Origin of the sequence: Micromonospora rosaria (genome assembly GCF_001567585.1) — a bacterium.
Lineage (GTDB): Bacteria > Actinomycetota > Actinomycetes > Mycobacteriales > Micromonosporaceae > Micromonospora > Micromonospora rosaria.
This window is the reverse complement of the sequence record NZ_LRQV01000080.1, coordinates 1-23,945: the sequence shown is the minus strand read 5'-3', so window position 1 is coordinate 23,945 and position 23,945 is coordinate 1. Positions and strand designations below refer to the sequence as shown.

The 23,945-nt window shown below is 74.4% G+C and carries 24 protein-coding genes; 10 read left to right on the top strand and 14 right to left on the bottom strand.

The window, feature by feature from the left end; translation table 11 throughout:
• The first annotated feature begins 63 nt into the window (after positions 1 to 63).
• Entirely contained in the window at positions 64 to 1,977 is a 1,914-nt protein-coding gene (gene glmS / locus AWW66_RS20190) for a glutamine--fructose-6-phosphate transaminase (isomerizing) (RefSeq protein ID WP_067368768.1), read from the top strand.
• 95 nt (positions 1,978 to 2,072) lie between these two features.
• Here the strand turns inward: glmS and AWW66_RS20185 are convergent, their stop codons facing one another.
• Positions 2,073 to 3,662, bottom strand: a complete 1,590-nt coding sequence (locus AWW66_RS20185; protein ID WP_067368765.1) for an alpha/beta hydrolase — start codon at positions 3,660 to 3,662, stop codon at positions 2,073 to 2,075.
• Positions 3,659 to 3,955, bottom strand: a complete 297-nt coding sequence (locus tag AWW66_RS20180; protein WP_067368763.1) for a WXG100 family type VII secretion target — start codon at positions 3,953 to 3,955, stop codon at positions 3,659 to 3,661. The genes AWW66_RS20185 and AWW66_RS20180 overlap by 4 nt, the downstream gene beginning before the upstream one ends.
• A 309-nt stretch (positions 3,956 to 4,264) precedes the next feature.
• Between AWW66_RS20180 and AWW66_RS20175 the strand changes: the two genes are divergently transcribed.
• The 4 genes from AWW66_RS20175 to tsaE all read left to right on the top strand — a co-directional run bounded on the left by AWW66_RS20175 (position 4,265) and on the right by tsaE (position 8,582).
• Positions 4,265 to 5,734, top strand: coding sequence for an NAD(P)H-hydrate dehydratase (locus AWW66_RS20175; RefSeq protein ID WP_067368760.1), 1,470 nt, complete (start codon positions 4,265 to 4,267; stop codon positions 5,732 to 5,734).
• 156 nt (positions 5,735 to 5,890) lie between these two features.
• Positions 5,891 to 7,009: an alanine racemase gene (gene alr / locus AWW66_RS20170; protein WP_067368757.1), complete on the top strand. Its 1,119-nt coding sequence runs from the start codon at positions 5,891 to 5,893 to the stop codon at positions 7,007 to 7,009.
• Positions 7,006 to 8,103, top strand: a complete 1,098-nt coding sequence (locus AWW66_RS20165) for an alpha/beta fold hydrolase (protein WP_067368755.1) — start codon at positions 7,006 to 7,008, stop codon at positions 8,101 to 8,103. Before alr ends, AWW66_RS20165 begins: the two co-directional genes overlap by 4 nt.
• A complete protein-coding gene (gene tsaE / locus AWW66_RS20160; protein WP_067368752.1) occupies positions 8,100 to 8,582 on the top strand; it encodes a tRNA (adenosine(37)-N6)-threonylcarbamoyltransferase complex ATPase subunit type 1 TsaE in 483 nt (160 codons plus the stop codon). Before AWW66_RS20165 ends, tsaE begins: the two co-directional genes overlap by 4 nt.
• Here the strand turns inward: tsaE and AWW66_RS20155 are convergent.
• From AWW66_RS20155 to AWW66_RS20140, 4 genes are read right to left on the bottom strand one after another with little or no spacing between them, the layout of a single operon-like run.
• Entirely contained in the window at positions 8,566 to 8,817 is a 252-nt protein-coding gene (locus AWW66_RS20155; protein WP_067368749.1) for a type II toxin-antitoxin system HicA family toxin, read from the bottom strand. The two genes, tsaE and AWW66_RS20155, sit on opposite strands and share 17 nt — an antisense overlap.
• Positions 8,814 to 9,026 carry a type II toxin-antitoxin system HicB family antitoxin gene (locus AWW66_RS20150; RefSeq protein WP_067368746.1) on the bottom strand — a complete coding sequence of 71 codons (213 nt, stop codon included), beginning with the start codon at positions 9,024 to 9,026 and terminating at the stop codon, positions 8,814 to 8,816. Before AWW66_RS20150 ends, AWW66_RS20155 begins: the two co-directional genes overlap by 4 nt.
• A gap of 37 nt (positions 9,027 to 9,063) precedes the next feature.
• Positions 9,064 to 10,032: a DUF6999 family protein gene (locus AWW66_RS20145; protein WP_067368743.1), complete on the bottom strand. Its 969-nt coding sequence runs from the start codon at positions 10,030 to 10,032 to the stop codon at positions 9,064 to 9,066.
• The gene (locus tag AWW66_RS20140; protein ID WP_067368789.1) at positions 10,025 to 11,962 is read right to left on the bottom strand and encodes a 3-oxoacyl-[acyl-carrier-protein] synthase III C-terminal domain-containing protein; all 1,938 of its coding nucleotides are present in this window, start codon (positions 11,960 to 11,962) and stop codon (positions 10,025 to 10,027) included. The genes AWW66_RS20145 and AWW66_RS20140 overlap by 8 nt, the downstream gene beginning before the upstream one ends.
• A 172-nt stretch (positions 11,963 to 12,134) precedes the next feature.
• On the opposite strand from AWW66_RS20140, the gene ung reads away from it, so the two are divergent.
• Positions 12,135 to 12,836 carry a uracil-DNA glycosylase gene (gene ung, locus AWW66_RS20135; RefSeq protein WP_067368741.1) on the top strand — a complete coding sequence of 234 codons (702 nt, stop codon included), beginning with the start codon at positions 12,135 to 12,137 and terminating at the stop codon, positions 12,834 to 12,836.
• Positions 12,837 to 12,858: 22 nt separating this feature from the next.
• Here ung and AWW66_RS20130 read toward each other — a convergent pair whose 3' ends face one another.
• Positions 12,859 to 13,605 (bottom strand): helix-turn-helix domain-containing protein, encoded by a 747-nt coding sequence (locus tag AWW66_RS20130; protein ID WP_067368739.1) that lies wholly within the window; start codon positions 13,603 to 13,605, stop codon positions 12,859 to 12,861.
• 240 nt (positions 13,606 to 13,845) lie between these two features.
• Here AWW66_RS20130 and tsaB point away from each other — a divergent pair, with 240 nt between their 5' ends.
• The 4 genes from tsaB to AWW66_RS20110 all read left to right on the top strand — a co-directional run bounded on the left by tsaB (position 13,846) and on the right by AWW66_RS20110 (position 16,426).
• Entirely contained in the window at positions 13,846 to 14,523 is a 678-nt protein-coding gene (gene tsaB, locus AWW66_RS20125) for a tRNA (adenosine(37)-N6)-threonylcarbamoyltransferase complex dimerization subunit type 1 TsaB (protein WP_067368736.1), read from the top strand.
• Positions 14,524 to 14,621: 98 nt separating this feature from the next.
• Positions 14,622 to 15,116: a ribosomal protein S18-alanine N-acetyltransferase gene (gene rimI / locus AWW66_RS20120; RefSeq protein ID WP_067368786.1), complete on the top strand. Its 495-nt coding sequence runs from the start codon at positions 14,622 to 14,624 to the stop codon at positions 15,114 to 15,116.
• Entirely contained in the window at positions 15,109 to 16,155 is a 1,047-nt protein-coding gene (gene tsaD, locus AWW66_RS20115) for a tRNA (adenosine(37)-N6)-threonylcarbamoyltransferase complex transferase subunit TsaD (RefSeq protein WP_067368733.1), read from the top strand. Before rimI ends, tsaD begins: the two co-directional genes overlap by 8 nt.
• 16 nt (positions 16,156 to 16,171) lie before the next feature.
• Positions 16,172 to 16,426: a hypothetical protein gene (locus tag AWW66_RS20110; RefSeq protein ID WP_067368730.1), complete on the top strand. Its 255-nt coding sequence runs from the start codon at positions 16,172 to 16,174 to the stop codon at positions 16,424 to 16,426.
• Between the two features lie 18 nt (positions 16,427 to 16,444).
• On the opposite strand, the gene AWW66_RS20105 is transcribed toward AWW66_RS20110, so the two are convergent.
• The 7 genes from AWW66_RS20105 to AWW66_RS20075 form a co-directional block, all read right to left on the bottom strand.
• Positions 16,445 to 17,185: a DUF4142 domain-containing protein gene (locus tag AWW66_RS20105; RefSeq protein WP_067368727.1), complete on the bottom strand. Its 741-nt coding sequence runs from the start codon at positions 17,183 to 17,185 to the stop codon at positions 16,445 to 16,447.
• Positions 17,186 to 17,345: 160 nt separating this feature from the next.
• A complete protein-coding gene (locus AWW66_RS20100; protein ID WP_067368724.1) occupies positions 17,346 to 18,530 on the bottom strand; it encodes an ROK family transcriptional regulator in 1,185 nt (394 codons plus the stop codon).
• Positions 18,531 to 18,558: 28 nt separating this feature from the next.
• Positions 18,559 to 19,818, bottom strand: coding sequence for a sugar ABC transporter permease (locus AWW66_RS20095; protein ID WP_067368721.1), 1,260 nt, complete (start codon positions 19,816 to 19,818; stop codon positions 18,559 to 18,561).
• Positions 19,815 to 20,639: an ATP-binding cassette domain-containing protein gene (locus tag AWW66_RS20090; protein ID WP_067368717.1), complete on the bottom strand. Its 825-nt coding sequence runs from the start codon at positions 20,637 to 20,639 to the stop codon at positions 19,815 to 19,817. The genes AWW66_RS20095 and AWW66_RS20090 overlap by 4 nt, the downstream gene beginning before the upstream one ends.
• Positions 20,640 to 20,745: 106 nt before the next feature.
• Positions 20,746 to 21,846, bottom strand: a complete 1,101-nt coding sequence (locus tag AWW66_RS20085; protein ID WP_067368714.1) for a sugar ABC transporter substrate-binding protein — start codon at positions 21,844 to 21,846, stop codon at positions 20,746 to 20,748.
• Between the two features lie 466 nt (positions 21,847 to 22,312).
• Entirely contained in the window at positions 22,313 to 22,795 is a 483-nt protein-coding gene (gene ybaK / locus AWW66_RS20080; RefSeq protein WP_067368711.1) for a Cys-tRNA(Pro) deacylase, read from the bottom strand.
• A 180-nt stretch (positions 22,796 to 22,975) separates the two neighbouring features.
• A partial coding sequence (locus tag AWW66_RS20075) for a THUMP-like domain-containing protein (protein ID WP_067368708.1) occupies positions 22,976 to 23,945 on the bottom strand: 970 nt, incomplete at its 5' end.

Here is a 23,945-nt window from a genome sequence, read left to right as displayed (position 1 = left end):
CACTGATCGTTTACCCGGGTTCCGCGCACGTGTGATGAGCGAAACTCCGCTAGGCTGCGAGACATGTGTGGAATCGTGGGGTACGCCGGCACACGGCCGGCGCTGGGCATCGTGCTCGACGGACTGCGGCGGCTGGAGTACCGCGGCTACGACTCGGCCGGCGTCGCCATCGTCTGCGACGACGAACTGCTGACCGAGAAGAAGGCCGGCAAGCTCGCCAACCTGGAGAAGGTCCTCGGCGAGCGGGCCGGCGGCGACGCCACGGGCTGCCCCGACGGCGCGGTCGGCATCGGCGACGGCACCACCGGCATCGGGCACACCCGCTGGGCCACCCACGGCGGCCCCACCGACCGCAACGCCCACCCCCACCTGGCCCCCGACGGCCGGGTCGCCGTGATCCACAACGGCATCATCGAGAACTTCGCCAAGCTCCGCGGCGAGCTGGAGGCCGACGGCGTCCAGTTCAGCAGCGACACCGACACCGAGTGCGCCGCCCACCTGCTCTCGGCCGCCCTGGCCGACCTGCGCGCGGCCGGCGAGCCGGAGGGGCCGGCCCTGCTCGCCGCCGCGATGCGCGCGGTCTGCCAGCGGCTGGAGGGAGCCTTCACCCTGCTCGCCGTGGACGCCGCCATCCCCGGCGCGGTGGTCGGCGCCCGGCGCAACTCGCCGCTGGTCGTCGGCCGGGGCGACGGGGAGAACTACCTGGCCAGCGACGTGGCCGCGTTCATCGAGCACACCCGGGACGCGGTCGAGCTGGGCCAGGACCAGATCGTGCTGATCACCGGCGAGACGATCGAGATCACCGACTTCGCCGGCCGGCCCGCCACGGGCAAGGACTTCCACATCGACTGGGACGCCTCCGCCGCCGAGAAGGGCGGCTACGACTGGTTCATGCTCAAGGAGATCGAGGAGCAGCCGCAGGCGATCGCGGACACCCTGCTCGGTCGGCTCACCGACAGCGGCGAGATCATGCTGGACGAGGTCCGCCTCAGCGACCAGGACCTGCGCGACGTGGACAAGATCTTCATCGTCGCCTGCGGCACCGCGTACCACTCCGGGCTGGTCGCCAAGTACGCCATCGAGCACTGGACCCGGATCCCCTGCGAGGTGGAGCTGGCCAGCGAGTTCCGCTACCGCGACCCGGTGCTCGACCGGTCCACGCTGATCGTGGTGATCAGTCAGTCCGGGGAGACCATGGACACCCTGATGGCGCTGCGGCACGCCAAGGAGCAGAAGGCCCGCGTCCTGGCGATCTGCAACACCAACGGCTCGACCATCCCCCGCGAGTCCGACGCCGTGCTCTACACCCACGGCGGGCCGGAGATCGCGGTCGCCTCCACCAAGGCGTTCCTCACCCAGCTCGTCGCCTGCTACCTGATCGGCCTGCACCTGGCGCAGGTGCGCGGGATCAAGTTCGCCGACGAGGTGGCCGCCGTGGTGGAGCAGCTCCACCAGATGCCCGGCAAGCTGCGCGACCTGCTGGCCCGCATCGAGCCGGTCCGCGAGCTGGCCCGGGAGATCAGGTCCGAGCCGACGGTGCTCTTCATCGGCCGGCACGTCGGGTACCCGGTGGCCCTGGAGGGCGCGCTCAAGCTCAAGGAGCTGGCGTACATGCACGCCGAGGGGTTCGCCGCCGGTGAGCTGAAGCACGGTCCGATCGCCCTGATCGACCAGGGCACCCCGGTGATCTGCATCGTCCCGTCGCCGGTGGGCCGGGGGATGCTGCACGACAAGGTCGTCTCCAACATCCAGGAGGTACGCGCCCGGGGCGCCCGGACCATCGTCATCGCCGAGGAGGGCGACGAGGCGGTGCGGCGCTACGCCGACGACCTGATCTACGTCCCGCGTACCCCGACGCTGCTCGCCCCGCTGATGACCACCGTGCCGTTGCAGGTGCTCGCCGCCGAGATCGCCGCGGCCCGGGGACACGACGTGGACCAGCCGCGCAACCTGGCCAAGTCGGTCACCGTCGAGTAGCCCTTCCCGGCCCCGCCCCGGTCGCCCGCCCCGCCCACGGGGTCGCCGGCCGGGGCCGGTCAGGTCCGGCCCACGGAGGCGCCGGCCGGGGCCGGTCACGTCCGGCCCAGCACGATCCGGGCCATCCCGTCCAGCGCCGGGTTGCCGTCGTCCCAGTAGCCGGTGTGGCCGGACCGGTCGCTGGGGAAGGTACGCCCGCCGAAGCCGGGGTGGCTCGGGTCGTGGCCGAACCACAGCCCGCCGTCCGGGCGGTCCACCAGGCCGGCCACCGGGCCGAACGGCGGCACGTCCAGCGCCGCCCGCCGGAGCAGGTCCTCCGGCGGGCGGGCCAGCCGGATCGCGTCGTCCGGCGCGGTGCTCGACCAGACCTGTCCCGGCGGCACCCGCAGGTCGGCGGCCCGGTCCACGCCGACCCCGGGGGAGCCGACGAAGACCACGGCGTCGGCGGCGAGCCCGTGGTCGCGGGCGGCCACGCCCACCACCACCGACCCGTAGCTGTGCCCGAGCACGGTCTGCCGGGCCGGTGGCCCGTCGTGCGTGGCCCGCAGCCCCTCCTGGAAGGCGTGCAGGGTCGGACCGGCGGCGGTGGCCTGCCCCGACCGGAACGCCTCGTGCAGGAAGTCGGGCGCGTCGTAGTCGATCCAGAGCACGGCGGCGGTCTCCGCGCCCGGGGCGAGGTCGGCGCAGCGGGCCCGGACGCGGTCCGCTCGGCCCAGCTCACCGGTGGCGTCGGCGAGCCCCGAGGTCATCCCCGGCACGTAGGTGAGGACGTGGTCGGCCCGGTCCGGGTTGCCCAGCGCGACGATCGCCCGCCCCTCCCCGCCGGTGCGCAGGCCCAGCAGGTACGCCCGGGGTGTCTCCCGGCTCGCCAGCCGGTCGTCGAGCGCGCCCAGCCCGGCCAGCGCCCTCTCCACCCGGCGCAACCCGGCCAGCTCGGCCGGCCCGCGCGGGAACCGGGTCAGCAGCCGCCCCCGCTCGGCCCGCAACTCGGCCCGCCGCACCCCGAGCAGCAACCGGTTGGCCTGGTCACGGGCGGCGGCCGGCACGCCGTCGCGGCCCCCCACCGTCGCCGGCTCGTGCCGCACCAGCCAGCGCCGCTGCGCCGGGGTGAGCCCGGCCCACCAGGCCCGGACCACGGCCGGCGGCGCGTCGGCCGGCGGTCGCCAGGGCGGTGGGACACCGGCCCAGCCGGACCCGGCGGCGGCGGTCAACTCGGCCAGCCGTGCCGCCGCCTCCCGGTCCGCCGCCCCGGCCAGGTCGAGCGCGGCGTGGATGCCGGTGGAGACCTGGACCACGGCGGGACCGGCCCGGTGCGCCGGCCGGGGCACGGCGGGATCCGCCGTCACCCGACCGTGCCGGTCGACCAGCACGCCGGCACCGGCGGCGGACTCGACGGCGGCGACCAGCCGGGCCTTGGCCGCGCGCAGCCGCCCGGCGAACTCGGCGAGCACCTGGTCGGCCTCGATCAGGGCGGGGGAGAGCGCGGCCAGGTCGCCGCGCAGCCCGGTCAGCCGGGCACCGGCCGCCCCGGCGGCCCCACCGGACCAGCCGCCGCGCAACCGGCCCGCTCCGGCGTCCAGGTCGGCGACCCAGCGGTCGACCCGGCCGGTGAGCCCGGCCCAGGCCGAGCCCGCCGCCCGCCACCGCTCCGGGTCGACCCGCCAGAGCCGGGCGTACCCGGTCACGGCGAGAGCCGGGCCAGCCGCCCGGCGGCCCGGTCGTCCACCGTCTCGTACCCGTCGGCGGCCGTGCCGAGCGCGCCGGCGGTCTCCGCCACCCGCCCGCCGAGCCGGCCACACCACCGGTGCACCGCCGTCTCCAGGTCGGCCAGCGCCGCCCCGGCCGACCACTGCGGTGCCGTCACCACCAGACCGGTGACCCCGTGGAGCCCGGCCGTCAACCGGTGCGCCTGGTCGGTGAGGCGCCCCGCCACCTCGCGCAGCACCCCCGGATCCACCTCGAACGGCTCCTGCCCCATCGCCCCTCCCCCTGCCCGGTCCGCGGCCCACGGCGGCCGGTCCGTGGCCCACTGCCGGCCCGACGGAACCGCCCGTTGCCTCCGCCCCGGCGGTCACGACCGACCCGACCCGGCAGACGCTAGGCGCCCGCCGGCCGCCCCGGTACGCCCTGTGGACGACGGCCGGCAGCCGTACCCCCGGGTTGTCCACAGGTGTTGCCCACGGTCGCGTCGGTGGGTAATCTGCGGGCCTTTCGCACCGGTAGGGTGAATTCGTGATCGTCGCGGTCGGCAGTGACGCCGGGCCGGATCCGGACGGGACGGGGTGCCATGAGAGCGGTGTGGCGGGTCGCGGACGTACGGGCGGCGGAGGCGGGGCTGATGGCCACGCTCCCGCCGGGAACGCTGATGGGGCGGGCCGCCGCCGGGCTGGCCCGGCGCTGCGCGCTGCTGCTCGCCGACCGGGGCGGGGTGTACGGCGCCCGGGTGCTGCTGCTGGTCGGCTCCGGGGACAACGGCGGGGACGCGCTCTTCGCCGGCGCGCACCTGGCCCGGCGCGGGGCGGCGGTCGGCGCGCTGCTGCTCGCCCCCGACCGGGCCCACGCCGAGGGGCTGGCCGCGCTGCGCGCCGCCGGTGGGCGGGTGGTGGAGCGGCCCCCGGCAACGGTCGACCTGGTGCTGGACGGCATCGTCGGCATCGGTGGCACCGGCGGGCTGCGGGAGACCGCCGAGCAGGTGGCCGCCAGCCTGCTGCGCCACCGGGGCCGGGACGGCCAGCGGGCCACCGTGGTCGCGGTGGACGTGCCCAGCGGTGTCGCGGTGGACACCGGGGACGTCCCGGTGACCGCCGCCGGCCGGCCCGTCGCGGTCCGCGCCGACGTCACGGTGGCGTTCGGGGCGTGGAAACCGGCCCTGGTGGTCGGCCCGGCCGCCACCCTCGCCGGTGAGGTGGACCTGGTCGACATCGGGCTCGGCCCGTGGCTGCGGGGCACCCCGGCGCTGCACGTCGTCGAGCGCTCGGACGTGGTCGACTGGTGGCCCGCGCTGGGCCCGGCCTCGGAGAAGTACACCCGGGGCGTGGTCGGCGTGGCGACCGGCTCGCGGACGTACCCGGGCGCGGCGGTGCTCTCCGTCGGTGGCGCGCTGGCCGGGCCGACCGGCCTGGTCCGGTACGCGGGCAGCGCGCGGGACGAGGTGGTGCGCCAGCACCCGTCGGTGATCGCCACCGGCCGGGTCGCCGACGCCGGGCGGGTGCAGGCCTGGGTCTGCGGCTCGGGGCTGGGCACCGGCGAGGAGGCCGTCGGTGAACTGCGCGCCGTGCTCTCCGCGCCGGTGCCGGTGGTGCTCGACGCGGACGCGCTCACCTTGCTGGTGGACGGGTCGATGGCGGACCGGCTGCGCACCCGCGACGCGCCGATCGTGGTCACCCCGCACGACCGGGAGTACGCCCGGCTCTGCGGTGAGGAGCCGGGTGCCGACCGGGTCGCCGCGACGCTGCGGCTGGCCGCCTGGATGAACGCGGTGGTCCTGCTCAAGGGGGACCGCACGGTGGTCGGCACGCCCGCCGGCCGGGCGTACGTGAACCCGACCGGCACCCCGGCGCTGGCCACCGGCGGTACCGGCGACGTGCTGGCCGGGCTGCTCGGCTCGCTGCTCGCCGCCGGGGTGCGGGCGGACCGGGCCGCGGCGACGGCCGCGTACCTGCACGGGTTGGCCGGTCGGGAGGCGGCCCGGGGCGGCCCGGTGACCGCCCCCGACGTGGTGACCGCGCTCCGCCCGGTCATCGCCCGACTGACCTGACCGACCCGCGCTGCCCGGTTCTGCTCGCGCCGCGCTGCGGCGGAGCGGTTTGAAGGGGGCCCTTCCTCTACCGGAAGCGATAAGAAGGGGCCCTTCCTCACCGGTCGGCAGCGCGGGGACGGGCCAGGGAGATCACCCTGGAAGTAGGCTGGGTGCATGTGGCAGGCCGAGGTGCGCGTCGACCTTGACGCGATCCGTGACAACGTGGCCCGACTCCGCGCGGGCACCAGCGCCGAGCTGATGGCCGTGGTGAAGGCCGACGGGTACGGCCACGGCATGGTCCCGGCCGCCCGCGCGGCGCTGGACGCCGGGGCGGACTGGCTCGGGGTCTGCACCCTCGACGAGGCGTTGGCCCTGCGCCGGGCCGGGATCACCGTGCCGGTGCTGGCCTGGCTGCTCGCCCCCGGCCTGCCGCTGCACGAGGGGGTGGCCGCCGGGGTGGACCTGGGCGTGGCCAGCCTTCCGCAGCTCGACGAGATGGTCGAGGCGAGCCGTCGGGCGGAGCGTCCGGCCCGGCTGCACCTCAAGATCGACACCGGGCTCTCCCGGGGCGGGGCGACCGTCGCCGACTGGCCGGCGCTGCTGGACGCCGCCGCGAAGGCCCAGGCCGACGGGCTGGTCGAGGTGGTCGGCGTGTGGAGCCACTTCGTCTACGCCGACCTGCCCGGTCACCCGACCACCGACCGGCAGCTCGCCGTCTTCCACGAGGGCCTGGACCTGGTCGAGCGGGCCGGACTGCGCCCCCGGTACCGGCACCTGGCCAACTCGGCGGCCACGCTGACCCGCCCGGACACCCATTTCGACCTGGTGCGTCCCGGGATCGCCGTGTACGGGCTCTCCCCGGTGGCCGGCGAACGGTACGGCCTGCGCCCGGCGATGACCGCCCGCGCCCGGGTGATGCTCACCAAACGGGTCCCCGCCGGCACCGGGATCTCGTACGGCCACACGTACCACGCCGAGCGGGACGCGAACCTGGCCGTGGTGCCCCTCGGGTACGCCGACGGGGTGCCCCGGCACGCCTCCAACTCCGGCCCGGTGCAGCTCGGCGGGGTACGCCGGACGATCGCCGGCCGGGTCTGCATGGACCAGTTCGTGCTCGACTGCGGTGACGACCCGGTGGCCGCCGGGGACGTGGTGACCCTCTTCGGCAGCGGCGTCGACGGCGGGCCCACCGCCGACGACTGGGCCGAGGCGGTCGGCACCATCAACTACGAGATCGTCACCCGCTTCGGCGGCACCCGGGTCCCCCGGGTCTACGACGGGGAGAACTCATGAGTGGTGCCGCCCGGTTCCGGTTGCCCAGGCCGCGTAGTGCGGCGGGGAAGGTGGCCGGGCTGGTCGGGGCGGCGGTCGGGGTGGCCGCCGCCGGGCTGGCCGCCGGGGTCGCCACCGAGCGGGCCCTGGTCCGCCGGTTCAAGACCGTTTCCGCCGACCGGTACGCCGACGAGCCCTTCGGCGAGCAGCGGTACGACGAGGCGTTCCGGCTGGAGATGCCGGACGGCACCGACATCCACGTCGAGGTGGTGGAGCCGACCCGTCCGGTGGCCGGGAACCCGACCGTGGTGCTGGTGCACGGCTTCTGCCTGGACATGGGGACGTTCCACTTCCAGCGCAAGGTGCTCGCCGAGCGGGGCGAGCACCGGATCGTCGCGTACGACCAGCCGGGGCACGGCCGGTCGGGGCGGCTGGAGACCGGCGAGTACGACCTGACCGCGCTCGGTCACACCCTGCGCCGGGTGATCGACCGGACCAGCCCGGAGGGGCCGCTGGTGCTGGTCGGGCACTCGATGGGCGGCATGACCATCATGGCCCTCGCCGAGTTGTACCCGGAGTTCTTCGCCGACCGGGTGGCCGGCACCGTGCTGATCGCCACCACCGGCGGGCTGCTCGCCGAGACGAAGCTCGTCGCGCCGGCCCTGCTGGGCCGGATCGGCTCCCCGATGCTGTACATGGTCAGCAACGCCACCCGGTACGGCGGCACCGTGATCGACAAGGCCCGGCGCTCCACCTCCAACGTGGCCTGGCTGCTCACCCGCCGGTACGGCTTCGGCACGCCGAACCCCAGCCCCGCCCTGGTGTCGTACGTGGAGACGATGAACTCGCGGACCTCGGCCGACACGGTCACCCGGTACCTGCGGACCATCGCCACCCACTCGCGCTTCCCGGCGCTGGCCGCGCTGGCCGGGGCTCCGGTGCTGGTGGTGGTGGGCGACAAGGACATGTTCACCCCGGTGGTGCACTCCGAGGAGATCGTGCGTCGGCTGCCGCACGCCGAGTATGTCAAGATCCCCGACAGCGGGCACGTGGTGATGCTGGAGCACGCGGACGAGGTCAACGCCGCGTTGGAACGGTTCCTGGAGGACTTGTGAGTGACGCCGTGCGGCTGCCGACCCCGGCCGACACGTACGACTTCGGGCGCCGGTTGGCGCAGGTGCTGCGCCCGGGGGACCTGGTCCTGCTCACCGGCCCGCTCGGGGCCGGCAAGACCGCGCTGACCCAGGGCATCGGCGCCGGGCTGGGGGTACGCGGCGACATCACCTCGCCGACCTTCGTGATCGCCCGGGTGCACCGGCCCGACCCGGCGCGGGGCGGCCGGGTGGCGCTGGTGCACGCCGACGCGTACCGGCTGGGCGACGCGGCGGACCCCCGTGCCGAGATCGACGACCTCGACCTGGACGCCTCGGTCGACGACTCGGTCACCGTGGTCGAGTGGGGCGAGGGGTTGGCCGAGCACCTGACCGACGCCCACCTGCGGATCCGCATCGACCGCCACGACGACGACACCCGCGAGGTCGAGTTGGACCCGGTCGGCGGCGACTGGGCGGACCGCCTCACCACCCTGCCCTGACGACCGCCCTCAGTCGATCAGCTTGCGGAACTCGTCGGGGGGTCAGCCCGGCCTGACGGAGGATCGACGCCAGCGTGCCGCGCTTGATCGTGCTGTGCTGGGGGACGACCACCAGCTTGCTGGTGGAGTCCCGGTAGACCGCGTGGCTGCCCTTTGTCCGGACGTGCTCGAAACCGGCCTTCCTCAGCCCGTCGAGCACCTTGCGTAGTGGGAGGTCGGCGAGGGCAGGGCTCATGCGGCCCGGCCGACCTGGAACGAGGTGACCAGGGGGGTCGGCTCGATGGCCGGCTGGGTGACCTCGTCGAGGTACACCTCGACGGCCTCCCGCAGGTTCGCCAGTGCGGCGTCCAGGGTCTCGCCCTGGCTCGCGACGTCGAGTTCCAGGCACCGGGCGACGTACCAGTCCTCTTCCTGGTGCACGGCGGCGGTGAACGTGCGGATCATGTGGTCGCCTCCAGGGATTCCGCTCGACCGGTTGATTCTACTCAATCCGCATGCTCCGGACCCCGGTGGTGGCGTGCCGGGTGCCGGTCTCGGTGGGGCGACGGCGGGGTCGGGGTACGGCACCGGTCGCACCGTCGGCGGCGCCCGCCGCGGTCCGGATCAGCCGGGCGAAGGCGTACTCGCAGATCACCGCGTGCTCGTAGACCGAACGGGGCACGTCCACGGTCGAGTCGACCCGCAGCACCGAGCCCTCCGGCCGCCAGGACAGGAACGTCGAGTCGCCGGTGAGCTGGGTGAGCAGGGCCAGCAGGGAGATGTCCAGGCGCATCGAGTGCACCGCCCGGCGGTACTCCTCGCTGGTGAGGCAGAGCGCGAACGGGACGTTCATCAGGTACAGCGCGGTCTGGATGTCCAGGTTCAGCAGCCGGCGGCGGCCCGGCTCGGTGTCCAGCGGCGGGACGGTCAGCATCGAGGTGTCGAGCGGGCCGGTGGGCCGGGCCAGGTTGCGGAGCCGGGCCCCCGGCGGGGTCGCCGCGCTGCCCAGGGCGATCAGCACGTCGTAGACGTTGAGGTCGTGCTCGATCACCGCGCGGTCGCCCAGCTCCCGCAGGGTCGTCGGCAGCAGGTCCACCTCGCGCAGACCGGGTACGCCGGCGTTGCGGACCACGAAGTTGAGGAGCTGGGTCTCCACCACGAAGTGCCGGATCAGCAGCTCCCCGGCCTCCGGGGCGACGCACCGGCGGAGGAACCAGACGCAGAGGCTGTCCATCGTGCCGTGCGCGCGTAGCTGCCAGGGCAGCAGGCGCTTGACCACGCTGATCAGCGTCACCGCCAGCCGGGACAGCAGCCGTACCCAGGGCAACAGCCACGTCCGCGACCAGCGCTGCTGGTCCCGCACCACCAGTTCCAGGGTGCGCCGGCCGATCGGCACGGTGGGATCGGCCATGATCGCCTCCCACACCGACGGTTCCGTCCGGCGGGTACGGTCCCGGGGGCGCTCAGCCATCGATCTCCTCCAGTTGCAGGGCGTAGAGCCGGGCCACCACCCGGGCCGTCCGGACGATCCGCTCGGCGCGGGGCCGGTCGACCAGCCCGGAGCGCAGGACGTTCCGCAGGGCCGCGAAGTGGTCGTCGTCGTTGTCGCCGTGGTAGAGCAGGAACCGCACCTGGTCCTCGGCGAGCCCGAGCTGGTCGCGGAGCAGCCCGGCCCAGCGGGTCGCCTTGGCGGTGCCGAGGCCCTCGATGACGAACATGGCGCCCAGCAGGTCCACCGGGTCCGGCTGGCTGGCCTGGTGGAACATGTACGCCGAGAGCGCCTCGGAGCCGGGGTTCTTCGTCGCGGCCCGGATCTCGGCCGGGTCCCCGCCGATCGCCGCGAAGTCCGCGTCCAGCAGCCGGTAGTCGCGGTGCTCCTCCAGGCCGTGGTGCAGCGCGGCGCTGCGCAGCTCGAACAGCTCCTCGGAGAAGTTCGACGCGGCGCGGGCGATCCACCGGCCCCCCTCGACGACCTGGGGGCGGAGCGTGAGCAGCAGCCGGCGGTAGTCGTCCATCGTGGCGGCACCGGCTTCGAGCCGGCGTAGCACCGGCACCCGCCGCAGCCGGGACTCCAGGTCGGCCCAGACCCCGGCCAGCTCCAGCACGGTCCACCGGACCACGTCGTCGTCGCCCGGCTCCGGCACCCCGAGCGGCGACCCGGCCGCGTCGGCCTGCCCAGCGGCGGGTCGCCCGGCCGCACCGACCGGTCCGATCCCGCCGGCCCGTCCGGTGCCGGTGGCGGTTTCCGGCCCGGTCGGGCCGACGCAGGTCAGGTGGGCGAAGGCGAACGAGAACCGGCCGGACTCGGGCACCACCAGCAGGATCCGGTCCCCGGGGGCGAACCGGCCGGACCGCCACGCCTCGGCCAGCATCACGAAGATGCTCGCCGCCCCGGTGTTGCCCCGGGTGTGCAGGTTGGTGTACCAGCGCTCCTCGTCGATCATCAGGTCGGCCTCGTGCAGCAGCCGGAAGATGTCCGCCCGGAAGTGCTCGGAGCTGTAGTGGCAGAGCACGTGGTCGATGTCGCGCGGGTCGAAGCGGCCGGCGCGGACCAGCCGGACGTACTCGGCGACCCCCGCGACGAAGAGGTCCGGCAGCGCCCGTACGTTCTGTCGCAGCCGCAGCAGGCCGGCCCGCTCGGCCTCGGCGGCGGTGTCCCGGTCCAGCCAGGTGTCCCCGGCGCCCGGCCCCTCCCCGCCCGGCCCGGTGGGGTCGGTCAGCCCGGCGCGCATGCAGGTGGCGTGCTCGTGGGCGTGCGAGACCAGGTGGGTCCAGTCGACCCGCAGGCTCGACCGGTCCGGCCGGGGCCCCGGTTCGAGGACCACCGCTCCGGCCCCGTCGGAGAGCGTCCAGCGCAGGAACTCGGCGTCGAACCCGGCCCGCTCCGATGCGGTGGTGTCGGCGTACCGGCTGTGCTTGAGGCCCCGACTGACCAGCTCGGAGCCGACGACGGCGGCGAGGTCGTGGTCGCCGAGGCGGACGCCGGCCACCGCCGCGCGGAAGGCGGCCATGCTGGCGGCGCAGACCCCGGCGGCGGAGAGCGTCTCCATCGGGCCGCCGCCGAGGCGGCCGTGGACCATCGAGGCGAACCCCGGTACCAGCACGTCCCCCTGGGTGGTGCCGGTGGCGAGCAGGCCGAGTTGCCCCACGTCCCGGCCGCTCTCCTTGAGGGCCCGCAGCACCGCCTCGGCCGCCAGCTCCTCGTTGAGCATGGTGGTCCGCCCCGCCGGGTCGAGGGCGTAGTGCCGGCTCCGGATGCCGTTGGCCGCGAGCACCCGGCGCCGGACCGCCGCGGCGGCCCGGCTGCCGTCGTCGCCGAGGAACCGGACCAGATCGTCGTTGCCGATCGGCTCGCCGGGAAGGAAGGAAGCACAGCCGGTGATGTGGACCGCTCGCGTCATGGCGTCCATTCGGCCAGGTCGGAGGGGTTTCGCACATCCGCCGATGGGCCCAACGACGTGGGTACGGGTACTCAGGGCGGTGGGCCCGTGGGTGGGAAGTGTCGGACCGGGCTGGTAGGAATCGGACCGGGCTGGTAGGAATCAGCCGTTCCGTTCGCGTGAAAGGTGGCCCATGCCCGACGACGTCGCGCCCCTCGACCTGCCGGCGCACCTCCCGCCCGCCTGGCGGTCAGTCCTCACTCCGCACCTCGACCCGGCGGCCACCGCCGAGCTGGGCCGGTTCGTCGCGGACGAGTACGCCACCCAGACGGTCTTCCCGCCGCTGGAGGACCTCTTCTCGGCGTACCAGCTCTGCGCTCCGCAGGACTGTCGGGTGCTCATCCTCGGGCAGGACCCGTACCACAAGGCCGGGCAGGCGCACGGGCTCAGCTTCAGCGTCCGCGAGGGGGTGTCGGTGCCGCCGTCGCTGCGTAACGTCTTCAAGGAGCTGACCGAGGACCTCGGCGTGCCGAAGCCGCGCGGCGGCACCCTGACCGGCTGGGCCGGGCAGGGTGTGCTGCTGCTCAACTCGGTGCTCACGGTCCGCCAGGCCACCCCCGGCTCGCACGCCAACAAGGGCTGGGAGGCGTTCACCGACGCGACGATCCGCGCCCTCGACGCGCTGGAGCACCGGGTGGTCTTCCTGCTCTGGGGCGGGTACGCCCGCAAGAAGGCGGCCCTGGTCGGCAACCCGCAGCACGTGGTGCTGGAGGCCGGTCACCCGAGCCCGATGAACCCGCGCGGTTTCCTGGGCAGCCGCCCGTTCAGCGCGGCCAACAAGGCGCTCGCCGACGCGGGCCTGCCCACCATCGACTGGGAGCGCACGGCGAGCTGAGCCACCCGGGCCGGGGGCGGAACTACCCGTCGGCGCGTGCGCCGTTGTCGACCCGTGCGCCGTTGTCGACCTGCTCCCCGCCGCCGGCCCGGCTCCGGTAGCGGCGGAGCAGTTCGGCGGCGCGGGGGTCGACCACCTCCACCTGCACCAGCGGCACCACCGGGTAGCCGCGCCCGCCGTGCCGTACCTCGATCGGCTCCGGCAACTCCTCGCACATCGTCGCCCGGACCTCGCCGTACCGGGTCTGCCAGTGGTGGTCGCCGGGCTCCTCGGGGGCGAGCGGTACGCCGCCGAACTGCTTCCACCGGGCGTCCCAGCGCTGCCCGTACGCCTGTTCCAGCCAGGCGGTGAACCGTGCCGAGTCGCGCCACCGGATGGCGAGGTCCAGGCTGTCGACCGGGATCGGGGCGCCCTGGAGCAGGGCGGCGGTCCCCCCGGCGAGCACGTACGGCAGGTCTCCGAGCCGGTCCAGGACCCGGTCGACGCCGAGCCCCGCCACCCGGTCGGCCAGCGGGCGGGCGGCCAACTCGTCGAGGACCGCGTCGAGGTGTGCGTCGAGCGGCTCGACGCTGACCGTCAACTGCACGCCCAGCGCGGTGAAGAGCCGGTCGAGCAGGTCCAGACTCGGCACCCGGTCGCCACGCTCGACCCGGGCGACGGTGGCCTGGGTGGTGCCGGCGCGCTCGGCGAGCGCCCGCTGGGTCAGGGCACGGGTCTCCCGCTCGTGGCGCAGCAGGCCGCCCAACTGGCCGAGGCGGACCGAATCCATGGCGGCACCATCTCTCTCGCGGCGACATACCCGACAGGTATGAAAATACCCCACGGGTATGTCGCTCGCCCAGAGCATGTCCGCCGGGACGGCACCCCTGCCCGGACGGCACCCCTGCCCGGACGGCACCCCTGCCCGGACGGCACCCCCGCCCGGACGGCACCCCCGCCGGGAGGCACCCCGCCGGGACACCGTGGGGCGTCACCGGGGGTGACCACCGGGCCGGCTAGGGTTGCAGCCGTGCTCGTACTGGTGGTGGATTCCTCGACCCCTGCGGTGACCGCGGCGCTGGTGGAGGTCTCGGCGGACGGCGTCACGTCCCGCGCGTCGCGCTGCACGGTCGACGCGCGGGCCCACGGCGAACTGCTCGCGCCGCAGGTCGACGCCGTGCTGGCCGACGCCGACGCCCGTCCCGGCGACCTCGGCGCGATCGTCGCCGGCCTCGGCCCGGGGCCGTTCACCGGCCTGCGGGTCGGCCTGGTCACCGCCGCCACCATGGGGCAGGTGCTCGGCATCCCCACGTACGGCGTCTGCTCGCTCGACGGGATCGGCCACCCGGTGGCGGCCGGGGAGCCGGTGCTGGCGGCCAGCGACGCCCGCCGGCGCGAGGTCTACTGGGCCGTGTACGACGGCACCGGCCAGCGGATCGCCGGGCCGGACGTGGACACCCCGGCGGTCGCCGCCGCCCGCGCCCGCGACCTCGCGGTGACCGCCGCCGTCGGCGACGGCGCCCACCGGTACGCCGACGTGCTCGACCTGCCGCTGCGGGCCGAGCCCCGGTACCCGGACGCCGTCGCGCTGGCCGCGCTGGCCGCCGCGCGGATCCGGGCGGGTGCCCCCTCGGAGCGGCTCACCCCGCTCTACCTGCGCCGCCCCGACGCGGTCGCGGCGACCGGCCGCAAGCCGGTCCTGCCGTGACCGGACCCCGGCCGGGCGACGGCGCCGAGCCGGCCGCTTCCGCCCGGCCACCGGAGCCGAGCCGGTATGTCGAGCACGGCCCTGCCGTGGACGGCCCGGTGCGCCTGGAACGGTTCCGCTGGTGGCACGTCGACGAGGTGCTGCCGATCGAGGCGGACCTGTTCGGCGCGGAGCAGTGGTCGGCGGGGATGTTCTGGAACGAACTCGCCAACGGGCACTTCTACCTGGTCGCCACCGACCCGGACGGCGGGCTGCTCGGGTACGCCGGGCTCACCGTGACGCCGCCCGACGAGGCCTGGGTGCAGAACATCGCGGTCCGCCGTTCGGCGCAGCGCCGGGGCGTGGGCCGGCTCCTGCTGGAGGGGCTGCTCGCCGAGGCGACCCGGCGCGGCGCGCGCAGCACGCTGCTGGAGGTCGCCGCCGACAACGCGCCGGCCCAGCGGCTCTACGCGGCGTACGGCTTCGAGCCGATCGGCGTACGCCGGGGCTACTACCAACCGAGCAACACCGACGCGCTGGTGATGCGGCGCGTCCTGCCGTCGGACCCGGACGGGACGACGCCGACCGGGGAAGGGACCGACGAGCATGGCTGACGAACCGCTGATCCTCGGCATCGAGACCTCCTGCGACGAGACCGGGGTCGGCATCGTGCGCGGGCACACCCTGCTGGCCGACGCGCTCGCCTCCAGCGTCGAGGAGCACGCCCGGTTCGGCGGGGTGGTGCCCGAGGTGGCCAGCCGTGCCCACCTGGAGGCGATCGTGCCCACCATGGACCGGGCGCTCGCCGAGGCCGGGGTGACCATCGCCGACATCGACGCCATCGCGGTCACCTCCGGGCCCGGCCTGGCCGGCGCGCTGCTCGTCGGGGTCGCCGCCGCCAAGGGGTACGCGGTGGCCGCCGAGAAGCCGGTCTATGGGGTGAACCACCTCGCCGCGCACGTCGCGGTGGACACCCTGGAGCACGGGCCGTTGCCGGAGCCGGCGATCGCCCTGCTGGTCTCCGGCGGGCACTCGTCCCTGCTGCTCGTCGACGACCTGGCCCGGGGGGTCACCCCGCTCGGCGCGACCATCGACGACGCCGCTGGGGAGGCGTTCGACAAGGTGGCCCGCCTGCTCGGCCTGCCGTTCCCCGGTGGGCCGCCGATCGACCGGGAGGCGCGCAACGGCGACCCCGGCTCGATCCACTTCCCGCGCGGGCTGACCGCGCCGAAGGACCTCGCCGCGCACCGGTACGACTTCTCCTTCTCCGGGCTGAAGACGGCGGTGGCCCGCTGGGTCGAGGCCCGGCAGCGGGCCGGTGAGCCGGTGCCGGTGGCCGACGTGGCCGCCGCGTTCCAGGAGGCGGTCTGCGACGTGCTGACCGCCAAGGCGCTCGACGCGTGCCGGGCCAACGGCATCGAGACGCTGGTCGTCGGCGGGGGAGTGGCGGCCAACTCGCGGCTGCGGGCGCTGGCCGAGCAGCGGGCCGCCAAGCACGGCATCCGGGTCCGGGTACCCCGGCCGAAGCTCTGCACCGACAACGGCGCGATGGTCGCCGCGCTCGGCTCGCACCTGGTGGCCGCCGGGGTCGCGCCGAGCCGGCTGGACCTGCCGGCCGACTCGGCCATGCCGCTGACCGTGGTGAGCGTGTGAGGACGGGGGAGCCGACATGATCGTCCGGATGTGGGAGGCGCGGGCCGAGCCGTACGGTGTCGCCGACCTGATCACCTGGGTCTGCGACACCGCACTGCCCGAGTTCGAGCACGACCCGTTGCACGTGGCCAGCGAGGTCTTCTCCTCCACCGACCACCGGGTGGTGGTGATCTCGAAGTGGCGCAGCAGCCCGCGCGCCCTGCCGGAGCCACCGGTACGGCTGCTGGCCCGCCCGCCGCACTCCTGGGACTTCACCCAGGTCGACCGCTGACCGGCGCGGCCCCGCCGGTCAGCTGCGCCGCAGCACCTTGTACGTGGCCAGCCCCCCGGTGGCGAGGGCGGCGAGGAAGACCAGCCAGACCACGGTGGTGCTGACCCCGATGCCGGAGCCGGAGTTCGCCGAGGCGCGGGCCAGCAGCGAGTCGTTGCCCGAGGCGGGCAGGACGGCCGGCGGGAGCTGCTCCCAGCGGACCAGGCCGGTGCTCTCCAGCATCTCCATGTGGTGCAGCACGAACCTGTTGGCGTCGTCGGCGAGCTTGCGCACGGTGGCGTTGCGGGTGCTGGCGCGGACCGCCCCGACCACCGGGAAGATCTTGCCGTGCGCCTCGCGCAGCCGGGTGACGAAGATCTGGTCGAACCGGGCGCCGCTGGCGTTCTGCATCTCCAGCAGCCAGCCCTTCTGCTCGTCCGTGGGGTCCGAGGGGATGGTCGCGCCCAGCTTGTTGGCCGCCGCCACGGTGAGCCGGTCCAACTCCTCGTGCTCGGTGGCGATGCCGGCGCCGATCTCGCGTACCCGGGCGGACTGGCCCTTCTCGGCGGCCATCTGCCCGGCGGGCATCTCCCACAGCCCGGCGAGCCGGACGCCCACGAGCAGCGCCTGGTCGGCGGCGTTGAGGGACTGCGGGGGCGCGGGTACGGCGACGGCCGCCCCGGGCAGCACACCGATCCCCGCGATGATCGCGATGAGCAGCACCGCCACCCGGTGGGTCCGGTGCCCTGGCCGACGGTGTGCGGAGTTCAGCGGTGCCATGTCTGCGGTGCCTCCTCGGTCCGGCCGAAACGCGGGGGGTGGCCGGGCGTTCCGTACCCCAGCCGCCCGGCCGCCCAGTGGTACGCACTGACGGGCCGATCAGTTCAGTCGGGGCGGCGGCGGACCGTCGCCCGGCACCGGTCGCCGGACGGGCCGGCGGTCAGGCCACGTCGAGCGGGTCGGCGAGGAGCCGCTCGAAGGCGAGTTCGGCGGCGCCGAGCAGTGCGCCGTCGTCACCGAGGGCCGGGGTGCGCAGCCGGACGTGTTCCCGGCAGGCGGCCAGGGCGTTGGAGTTCAACCGGCTGCGGACCTGGGCGGCGGCGGCCAGGTAGAGGTCGCGCATGGTGCCGCCGAAGACGACCAGCTCCGGGTTGAAGATGTTCACCAGGTTGGCGACGCCGAAGCCGAGCCAGTCGCCGACCTGCCGTACCGCCGCCTGGGCGCTGGCGTCGCCGCGCGCCGCCGGGTCCACCACGGCGAGCACCGCGGCCTGGCCGGAGAGCCCGGCACGGCCGGCGGCGCGCAGCAACGCCAGCTCGCCGACCTCGGTCTCCCAGCAGCCCCGCGACCCGCAACTGCACGGCCGGCCGCCCGGGTTGACCACCATGTGGCCGACCTCGCCGCCGTGGCCGCCGTGGCCGGTGATCCGCCGGCCCCCGGCGATGATGCCGGCGCCGATCCCGGCGTCGCCGTACAGGTAGATGACGTTGTCGCAGCCGGCCGCGACGCCCCGGACGTGCTCGGCGAGGGCGGACAGGTCGGCGACGCTCCCGGTCACCACCGGGCCGCCGGCGCCCAGCTCGGCGCCGCCGAGCCGCTCGGCCAGCGACTCGTCCGACCAGCCGGTGTGCGGGCTGAGCCGGACCAGGCCGTCGTCGCGGCGGGCCATCCCGCACACCGCCGCCCCGGTGCCGACCCGGATCGACCCCGCCGGGACCGCCTGCTGCATCTCCGTGACCGCCGCCGCCAGCAGCGGGACCACCTCGTCGACCAGCAGGCCGGGTGGCCGGTCCAGGTCACGGCGGTCGAGCAGCTCGCCGCCGAGCCCGATCCGCGCGGCCCGCAGCCGGTCCACCTCGATCGAGTACGCGTACGCGTACACCCGAGCCGACTCGGGCCGGACGACCAGCGACGGTCGTCCGGCCCGGCCGGTCTCCTTCGGCGTCCCCTCGCTGACCAGCCCGGCGTTGGCCAGGTCGGCGGTGAGCGCGCCGATGGTGCTGCGGTTCAGCCCCAGCCGGCTGGTCAGCTCGGCGCGGGTGGTCGCCCCGTGCACGTGTACGTAGCGCAGCAGGGCCCCGAGGTTCTGCCGGCGGATCTCGTCCTGGCTCGGTCCTGCGCGCATGTCGTCGGTACTTTCCTGTGCAGCGTGGTCAACGGTTGCCGGTGGCGGCGGCCCGTCGACGCGACAGCGCGTCGACGCTCGCGGCGAGCAGCAGCACCACGCCCGTCACCACGTACTTCGTCCCTGAGCTGTATTCCATCAGGCCCATGCCGTTGTCGATGACGGCGACCACCGCGCCACCGAGCACCGCGTCGAGCACCCGGCCCTTGCCGCCGAAGAGGCTGGTCCCGCCGATCACCGCCGCGCCGACGGCGTAGAGCAGAACGTTACTCCCACCGGTGTTCGGGTCGACCGAGTTGCCCCTGCTCGCGGCCACGATGCCGCCGACCGCCGCCATCGCGGAGCAGATCATGAAGACCGAGATGCGGATCCGGTCGACGTTGATGCCGGCCCGGCGGGCGGCCTCCCGGTTGCCACCGACCGCGTAGACGTGCCGCCCGTAGCTGGTCCGCTGGAGCACGAAGGTCCAGGCGATCAGCAGCACCGCGATGATCGGCACCACGATCGGTACGCCCTTGAGCGAGGTGACCAGGACGTTGCGGCTGCGCTCCAGGTTGAGGATGTAGACGGCGACGCCGAGGATCAGCGCCAGCGCGCCGATCCGGGCGAGCACCACCGCCATCGGGTCGGCGACCAGTCCCCGGGCGGACCGGGTCCGGTACCGGTTGAGCTGCACGGCCGCGTACCCGGCGACGGTGACGCCGGCCAGCGCCCAGCCGAGGGCCGGGGGCAGGTTGCGGTTGGCGATGGCGAGCAGGACGCTGTCCCGGATCGCGATGTTGCTGCCCTGGTCGATGAGGACCAGCACGACACCCTGGAAGGCCAGGAACCCGGCCAGGGTGACCACGAAGGACGGAATGCCGATCTTGGCGACCAGGAAGCCGAGGACGGTGCCGATCAGCACGCCGGTGGCGAGGGCGGCGAGCACCGCCACGTACCAGGGGTAGCCGAGCACGGTGGCGACGTTGGCCAGGATCGCCGCGCAGACCCCGCTGGCGAAGCCGGCGGAGAGGTCGATCTCGCCGAGCAGCAGGACGAAGACGAGCCCCATCGCGATCAGGGTGACCGCCGCGCCCTGGGTGAACAGGTTGGCGAAGTTGCCGGCGGTGAGGAACGACGGCCGCATGATCGAGAAGACCGTGCAGAGCACCACCAGGCCGAGGACGGCGGGCAGGGCCCCGATGTCGCCGCCGCGTACCCGGCTCCAGTAGCTGCGGACGTGACTGCCCACGGTCGGCGCGGCCGTGACCGCCGCCGGGCCTTCTTTCGTGACGACGGTGGTGCTCATCGGTCGGCTCCTGGGTTCTGCGCTTCGGCGGGCTGGGCGCCGGTGCCGTCGGCCGGGGCCGGGTCGGGGGTCAGCCCGAGGTTGCCGGAGCGGCCGGCGGTGATCAGCTCGACCACCTGCGCGTGGGTGATGTCGGTGGTCTTCACCTGGGCGACCATCTGGCCGAGGTAGAGCGCGGCGATCCGGTCGGAGACGGCGAAGACGTCGTTCATGTTGTGCGAGATGAGCACCACGGCGAGGCCGTTGTCGGCCAGCCGGCGGACGAGTTCCAGCACTTGGGCGGTCTGCGCCACACCCAGCGCGGCGGTCGGCTCGTCCAGGATCACCAGCCGGCTGTTCCAGAGCACCGCCTTGGCGATCGCCACGGTCTGCCGCTGGCCGCCGGAGAGGCTGGAGACGTGCTGGCGCAGCGACTTGACGGTCCGCACGCTGAGCCCGGCGAGGGTCTCGGCGGCCATCTGCTCCATGGTCGGCTCGTCGAGGACGAGGCCGCTGCGCTTCTCCCGGCCGAGGAACATGTTCTGGACGATGTCCAGGTTGTCGCAGAGCGCGAGGTCCTGGTACACGACCTCGATGCCGAGCCCGGCGGCGTCCCGGGGGCTGTTGATGGTCACCGGTCGGCCCTCGAACAGGAACTCGCCGGCGTCGGTGGTGTAGATGCCGCTGATGCACTTGACCAGCGTCGACTTGCCGGCGCCGTTGTCGCCGACCAGTGCGGTCACCTCCCCGGCGTGGGCGGAGAGGGCGACGTCACGCAGGACCTGGACGGGACCGAAGCTCTTGTCGATCCCGCGCAGCTCCAGCAGGGGGGTCGCGGACACGGGGGTCTCCTTCGTCACGGAGGGGAGGTCTCTTCAGCCGTGCGCCGGAGCGCCGCCCGGCACGCCGGTGGCCGTGCCGGGCGGCGCCCCGCCGATGGGGTACGGGTCAGTTGACGCCCGCGTCCGCGCAGAGCTTGGCGAAGCTGCCCTCGCAGAGCTTGGCCTTGTCGACGTAGCCGTCGGCGACCACGTCCTTGACGTTCTCCTTGTAGATCAGCTTCGGCTGGAGCAGGCGGGCGGGCACGTCCCGGCCGCTCTCCGGGTCCTTGACGGTCTGCCCGGTGTCCTTCCTCTCGCCCTTGGCGATCGCGATGGCCAGCTCGGCGGCGGCGTCGGCCTCCTGCTTGACCGCCTTGTAGACGGTCATGCACTGGTCGCCGGCGAGGATGTTCTGCAGGCCCTGGAGGTCGGCATCCTGCCCGGTCACCGGCACCTTGCCGTTGATCTTGTTCTTCTTCAGCACCGAGATGGCCGCGTTGCCGAGGCCGTCGTTGGCGGCGAGCACCCCGTCGATCTTGCCGTTGGTCTGGGTGAGCATCTGCTCGAAGATCGTGGTGGCCTGCGCCGGGTCCCAGTCCGGCACGGACTGCTCCGGGCCCTTGGCGTACTCGCCCGCGTCGAACTTCGGCTTGAGCACCGAGTCGTACCCGTTCTTGAACAGGGTGGCGTTGTTGTCGGTCGGCGAGCCGTTCAGGTACGCGATCGTCGGCTTCTGCACGCCCTGGTCGGTCAGGCACTTGCTCAGGCCCTCGCCCTGGAGCTTGCCGACGGCCTCGTTGTCGAAGCTGACGTAGTACTGCGCGGAGCCGCCCAGCGTGAGCCGGTCGTAGTCGATGGTGGCGACGCCCTGGGACTTCGCCTTGTCCAGCACGGCCTTGCCGGTGCCGGAGTCCAGGTTCACGATCATCAGAACGGTCGCCCCGTTGGTGATCATCTGGTCGGCGATGGTCTGGAAGGCGTTCTTGTCGTTCTGCGCGTTCTGGATGTCGTACTCGACGCCCGCGGCCTTGAACGCCTCCTCCAGGAACCGGCGGTCGGCGGTCTCCCAGCGGGCGGAGGACTTGCTGTCGGGCAGGATCACGCCGATCTTCGGGGTCTGCCCGTTGTCGCCGCCGGCCCCGTTGCTGCCGGAGTCGTCACCGCAGGCGGTCAGGCTGCCGGTGGCCAGCAGGCCCACGGCGGCAAAGGTGAGGAAGCCCTTGCGCATCTGCTCGGGTCCTTTCGGGGTGGGGGAGTTGCGGTCGGTGGTTTGTTGTGTCCGGCAACGTATTCCCGGTCACACTCCGCGCGCAAGACCATCACGCCCACAAATTTGTTGGCGGCGGTAACAATCCCGCAACGCCCCCGACACCCCGACGCCAACCACCCCCGGAACGCCCGCACAGGCCCCCGGTCCCGTATCCCTACCCGACAGCCCCGCCCCCCACACGCCTCCCGCCACCGCGCCTCCCCTCCCGCCACCGCGCCTCCCCTCCCGCCACCGCGCCTCCCCTCCTGCCACCGCGCCTCCCCTCCCGCCACCGCGCCTCCGCGCCCCGCCCCGCCTCTTCGCGGTGATCAAGGGTGGGCGGTTCGCCGGTTGGCGTGTCGCACCGCCCACCCCGTGATCGACACGACCGGCCCTCGACCGGCCCCCGGTTGCGAGCGGGGGCGGGAGGGGCTGCGGGTCGGGGTCAGTGAGCGGTGGTGATGGGGGCGGGGGTGGCGGCGGTGAGGGTGACCAGATCCTGAGGGGCCAGTTCGACCTGGAGGCCACGTCGACCAGCGGAGACGTAGACGGTCTCGTGCGCCAGGGCCGAGGAGTCGACCACGGTGGGTAGCCGCCGACGCTGCCCGAGCGGGCTGATCCCGCCCCGGACGTACCCGGTGGCCCGCTCGGCGGCGGCCCGGTCGGCCAGCGCGGCCCGCTTGCCACCCACCGCCGCCGCGAGCGCCTTCAGGTCCAGGTCGCCGGCGACCGGTACGACCGCCACCACGAGCGCGCCGTCCACCTCCGCCACCAGGGTCTTGAACAGCCGCCCCGGGGGTACGCCGAGCGCGGCGGCGACCAGTGCGCCGTAGTTCGGCAGGTCCGGCGACACCTCGTACGGGTGGGTGCGGTGGCTCACCTTCCGCGTGACCAGCAGCGCGATCGCCGGAGTACCCCGTCCCGCCATGCCCGCCACGCTATACCCGCCCCACCCGGCCGCCCCGCCTCCCCTGGGTGGGTGCGGTCACGCGCGTCGATCATGGAGTGTGCGGAGACTTTGATCTCCGTACCCACCGCCAACCTCATGATCACCGCAGCGGAGCGGGGGAGGCGGGGCGGGGGAGGGCAGGGCGGGGGTGGGTGGGGGTCAGGTGGGGTGGCAGAGGAGGGCGGTGGGGGCTCCGGCGACCCGGGTGAGGACCAGGCTGGCCGGCTGGTCGCCAGCGAGGCGCAGGTCGCGGCGGAGCTTCTCCGGTTCCAGCGCCGACCCGCGCTTGAGGATCTCCACCCGGCCGACCCGACGCTCCCGCAGCAGCGCGCGCAGCCGTTTCAGCGAGAACGGCAGGACGTCGGTGATCTCCAGGCAGCGCGCGTACGGGGTGGCGACCGCGCGGTCGGCGTAGAGGTACGCGATGGCCGGGTCGGCGAGGGTGGCGTCCAGGTCGGCGGCGAGTTCGGCGACCAGGTGGGCCCGGACCACCGCCGGGTCGGGGTCGTACAGGAACCGGCGGACCGGCCCGACCGGCGCCTCCGTCGTCCCGTCACCGGTCACCTGGTGCACCGCCGTGCCCGCCACCGGGGTGTGAGAAGGGCGCCCTTCTCTACCGTATGCGTTAACAGGGGGCCCCTCCTTACACCTCAGCAGGGTGGCGCGGCGGGGGGAGTGGGCGAGCGGGCCGCACCAGAGGGCCGCCTCGACCAGGTCGCCGTCCACGCTGACCCACTCGGCCTCGGCGCCGGGCGGGATCAGCGCGTGGTCGAGGCCCGGGGCGACCTTGACCACGGTCCGGGGTACCCGTTCGGCCAGTCCGGTGACGAAGTCCCAGGGTGGGGAGTAGGCGTTCGGGTCGAAGATCCGTCGACCGGTGCCGGCGCGGCGGCGGGCCGGGTCGCAGAAGACCGCGTCGACGCGGGTCACGTCGAACGCGGTGGCGTCCCCGCACTTTACGGTGAACAGGTCGGCCAGCCCGGCGGCCTCGGCGTTGGCGGCGGCCATCGCGGCGGTGACCGGGTCGGCCTCCACGCCGTACACCCGGATGCCGGCGCGGGCGGCGGCGAGCGCGTCGGCCCCGAGGCCGCAGCCGAGGTCGGCGAGGGTCGCCACCCCGGCGGCGCGC

Bases quoted from the DNA above. Each gene is read 5' to 3' on its own strand.
- AWW66_RS20140 (WP_067368789.1), bottom strand. From the start codon at position 11,962: ATGACGCGAGCGGTCCACATCACCGGCTGTGCTTCCTTCCTTCCCGGC.
- AWW66_RS20130 (WP_067368739.1), bottom strand. From the start codon at position 13,605: ATGGATTCGGTCCGCCTCGGCCAGTTGGGCGGCCTGCTGCGCCACGAG.
- tsaD (WP_067368733.1), top strand. From the start codon at position 15,109: ATGGCTGACGAACCGCTGATCCTCGGCATCGAGACCTCCTGCGACGAG.
- AWW66_RS20110 (WP_067368730.1), top strand. From the start codon at position 16,172: ATGATCGTCCGGATGTGGGAGGCGCGGGCCGAGCCGTACGGTGTCGCC.
- AWW66_RS20150 (WP_067368746.1), bottom strand. From the start codon at position 9,026: ATGATCCGCACGTTCACCGCCGCCGTGCACCAGGAAGAGGACTGGTAC.
- AWW66_RS20180 (WP_067368763.1), bottom strand. From the start codon at position 3,955: ATGGGGCAGGAGCCGTTCGAGGTGGATCCGGGGGTGCTGCGCGAGGTG.
- AWW66_RS20105 (WP_067368727.1), bottom strand. From the start codon at position 17,185: ATGGCACCGCTGAACTCCGCACACCGTCGGCCAGGGCACCGGACCCAC.
- AWW66_RS20145 (WP_067368743.1), bottom strand. From the start codon at position 10,032: ATGGCTGAGCGCCCCCGGGACCGTACCCGCCGGACGGAACCGTCGGTG.
- glmS (WP_067368768.1), top strand. From the start codon at position 64: ATGTGTGGAATCGTGGGGTACGCCGGCACACGGCCGGCGCTGGGCATC.
- AWW66_RS20085 (WP_067368714.1), bottom strand. From the start codon at position 21,846: ATGCGCAAGGGCTTCCTCACCTTTGCCGCCGTGGGCCTGCTGGCCACC.
- AWW66_RS20175 (WP_067368760.1), top strand. From the start codon at position 4,265: ATGAGAGCGGTGTGGCGGGTCGCGGACGTACGGGCGGCGGAGGCGGGG.
- ybaK (WP_067368711.1), bottom strand. From the start codon at position 22,795: ATGGCGGGACGGGGTACTCCGGCGATCGCGCTGCTGGTCACGCGGAAG.
- alr (WP_067368757.1), top strand. From the start codon at position 5,891: ATGTGGCAGGCCGAGGTGCGCGTCGACCTTGACGCGATCCGTGACAAC.
- AWW66_RS20095 (WP_067368721.1), bottom strand. From the start codon at position 19,818: ATGAGCACCACCGTCGTCACGAAAGAAGGCCCGGCGGCGGTCACGGCC.
- ung (WP_067368741.1), top strand. From the start codon at position 12,135: ATGCCCGACGACGTCGCGCCCCTCGACCTGCCGGCGCACCTCCCGCCC.
- AWW66_RS20165 (WP_067368755.1), top strand. From the start codon at position 7,006: ATGAGTGGTGCCGCCCGGTTCCGGTTGCCCAGGCCGCGTAGTGCGGCG.
- AWW66_RS20155 (WP_067368749.1), bottom strand. From the start codon at position 8,817: ATGAGCCCTGCCCTCGCCGACCTCCCACTACGCAAGGTGCTCGACGGG.
- AWW66_RS20100 (WP_067368724.1), bottom strand. From the start codon at position 18,530: ATGCGCGCAGGACCGAGCCAGGACGAGATCCGCCGGCAGAACCTCGGG.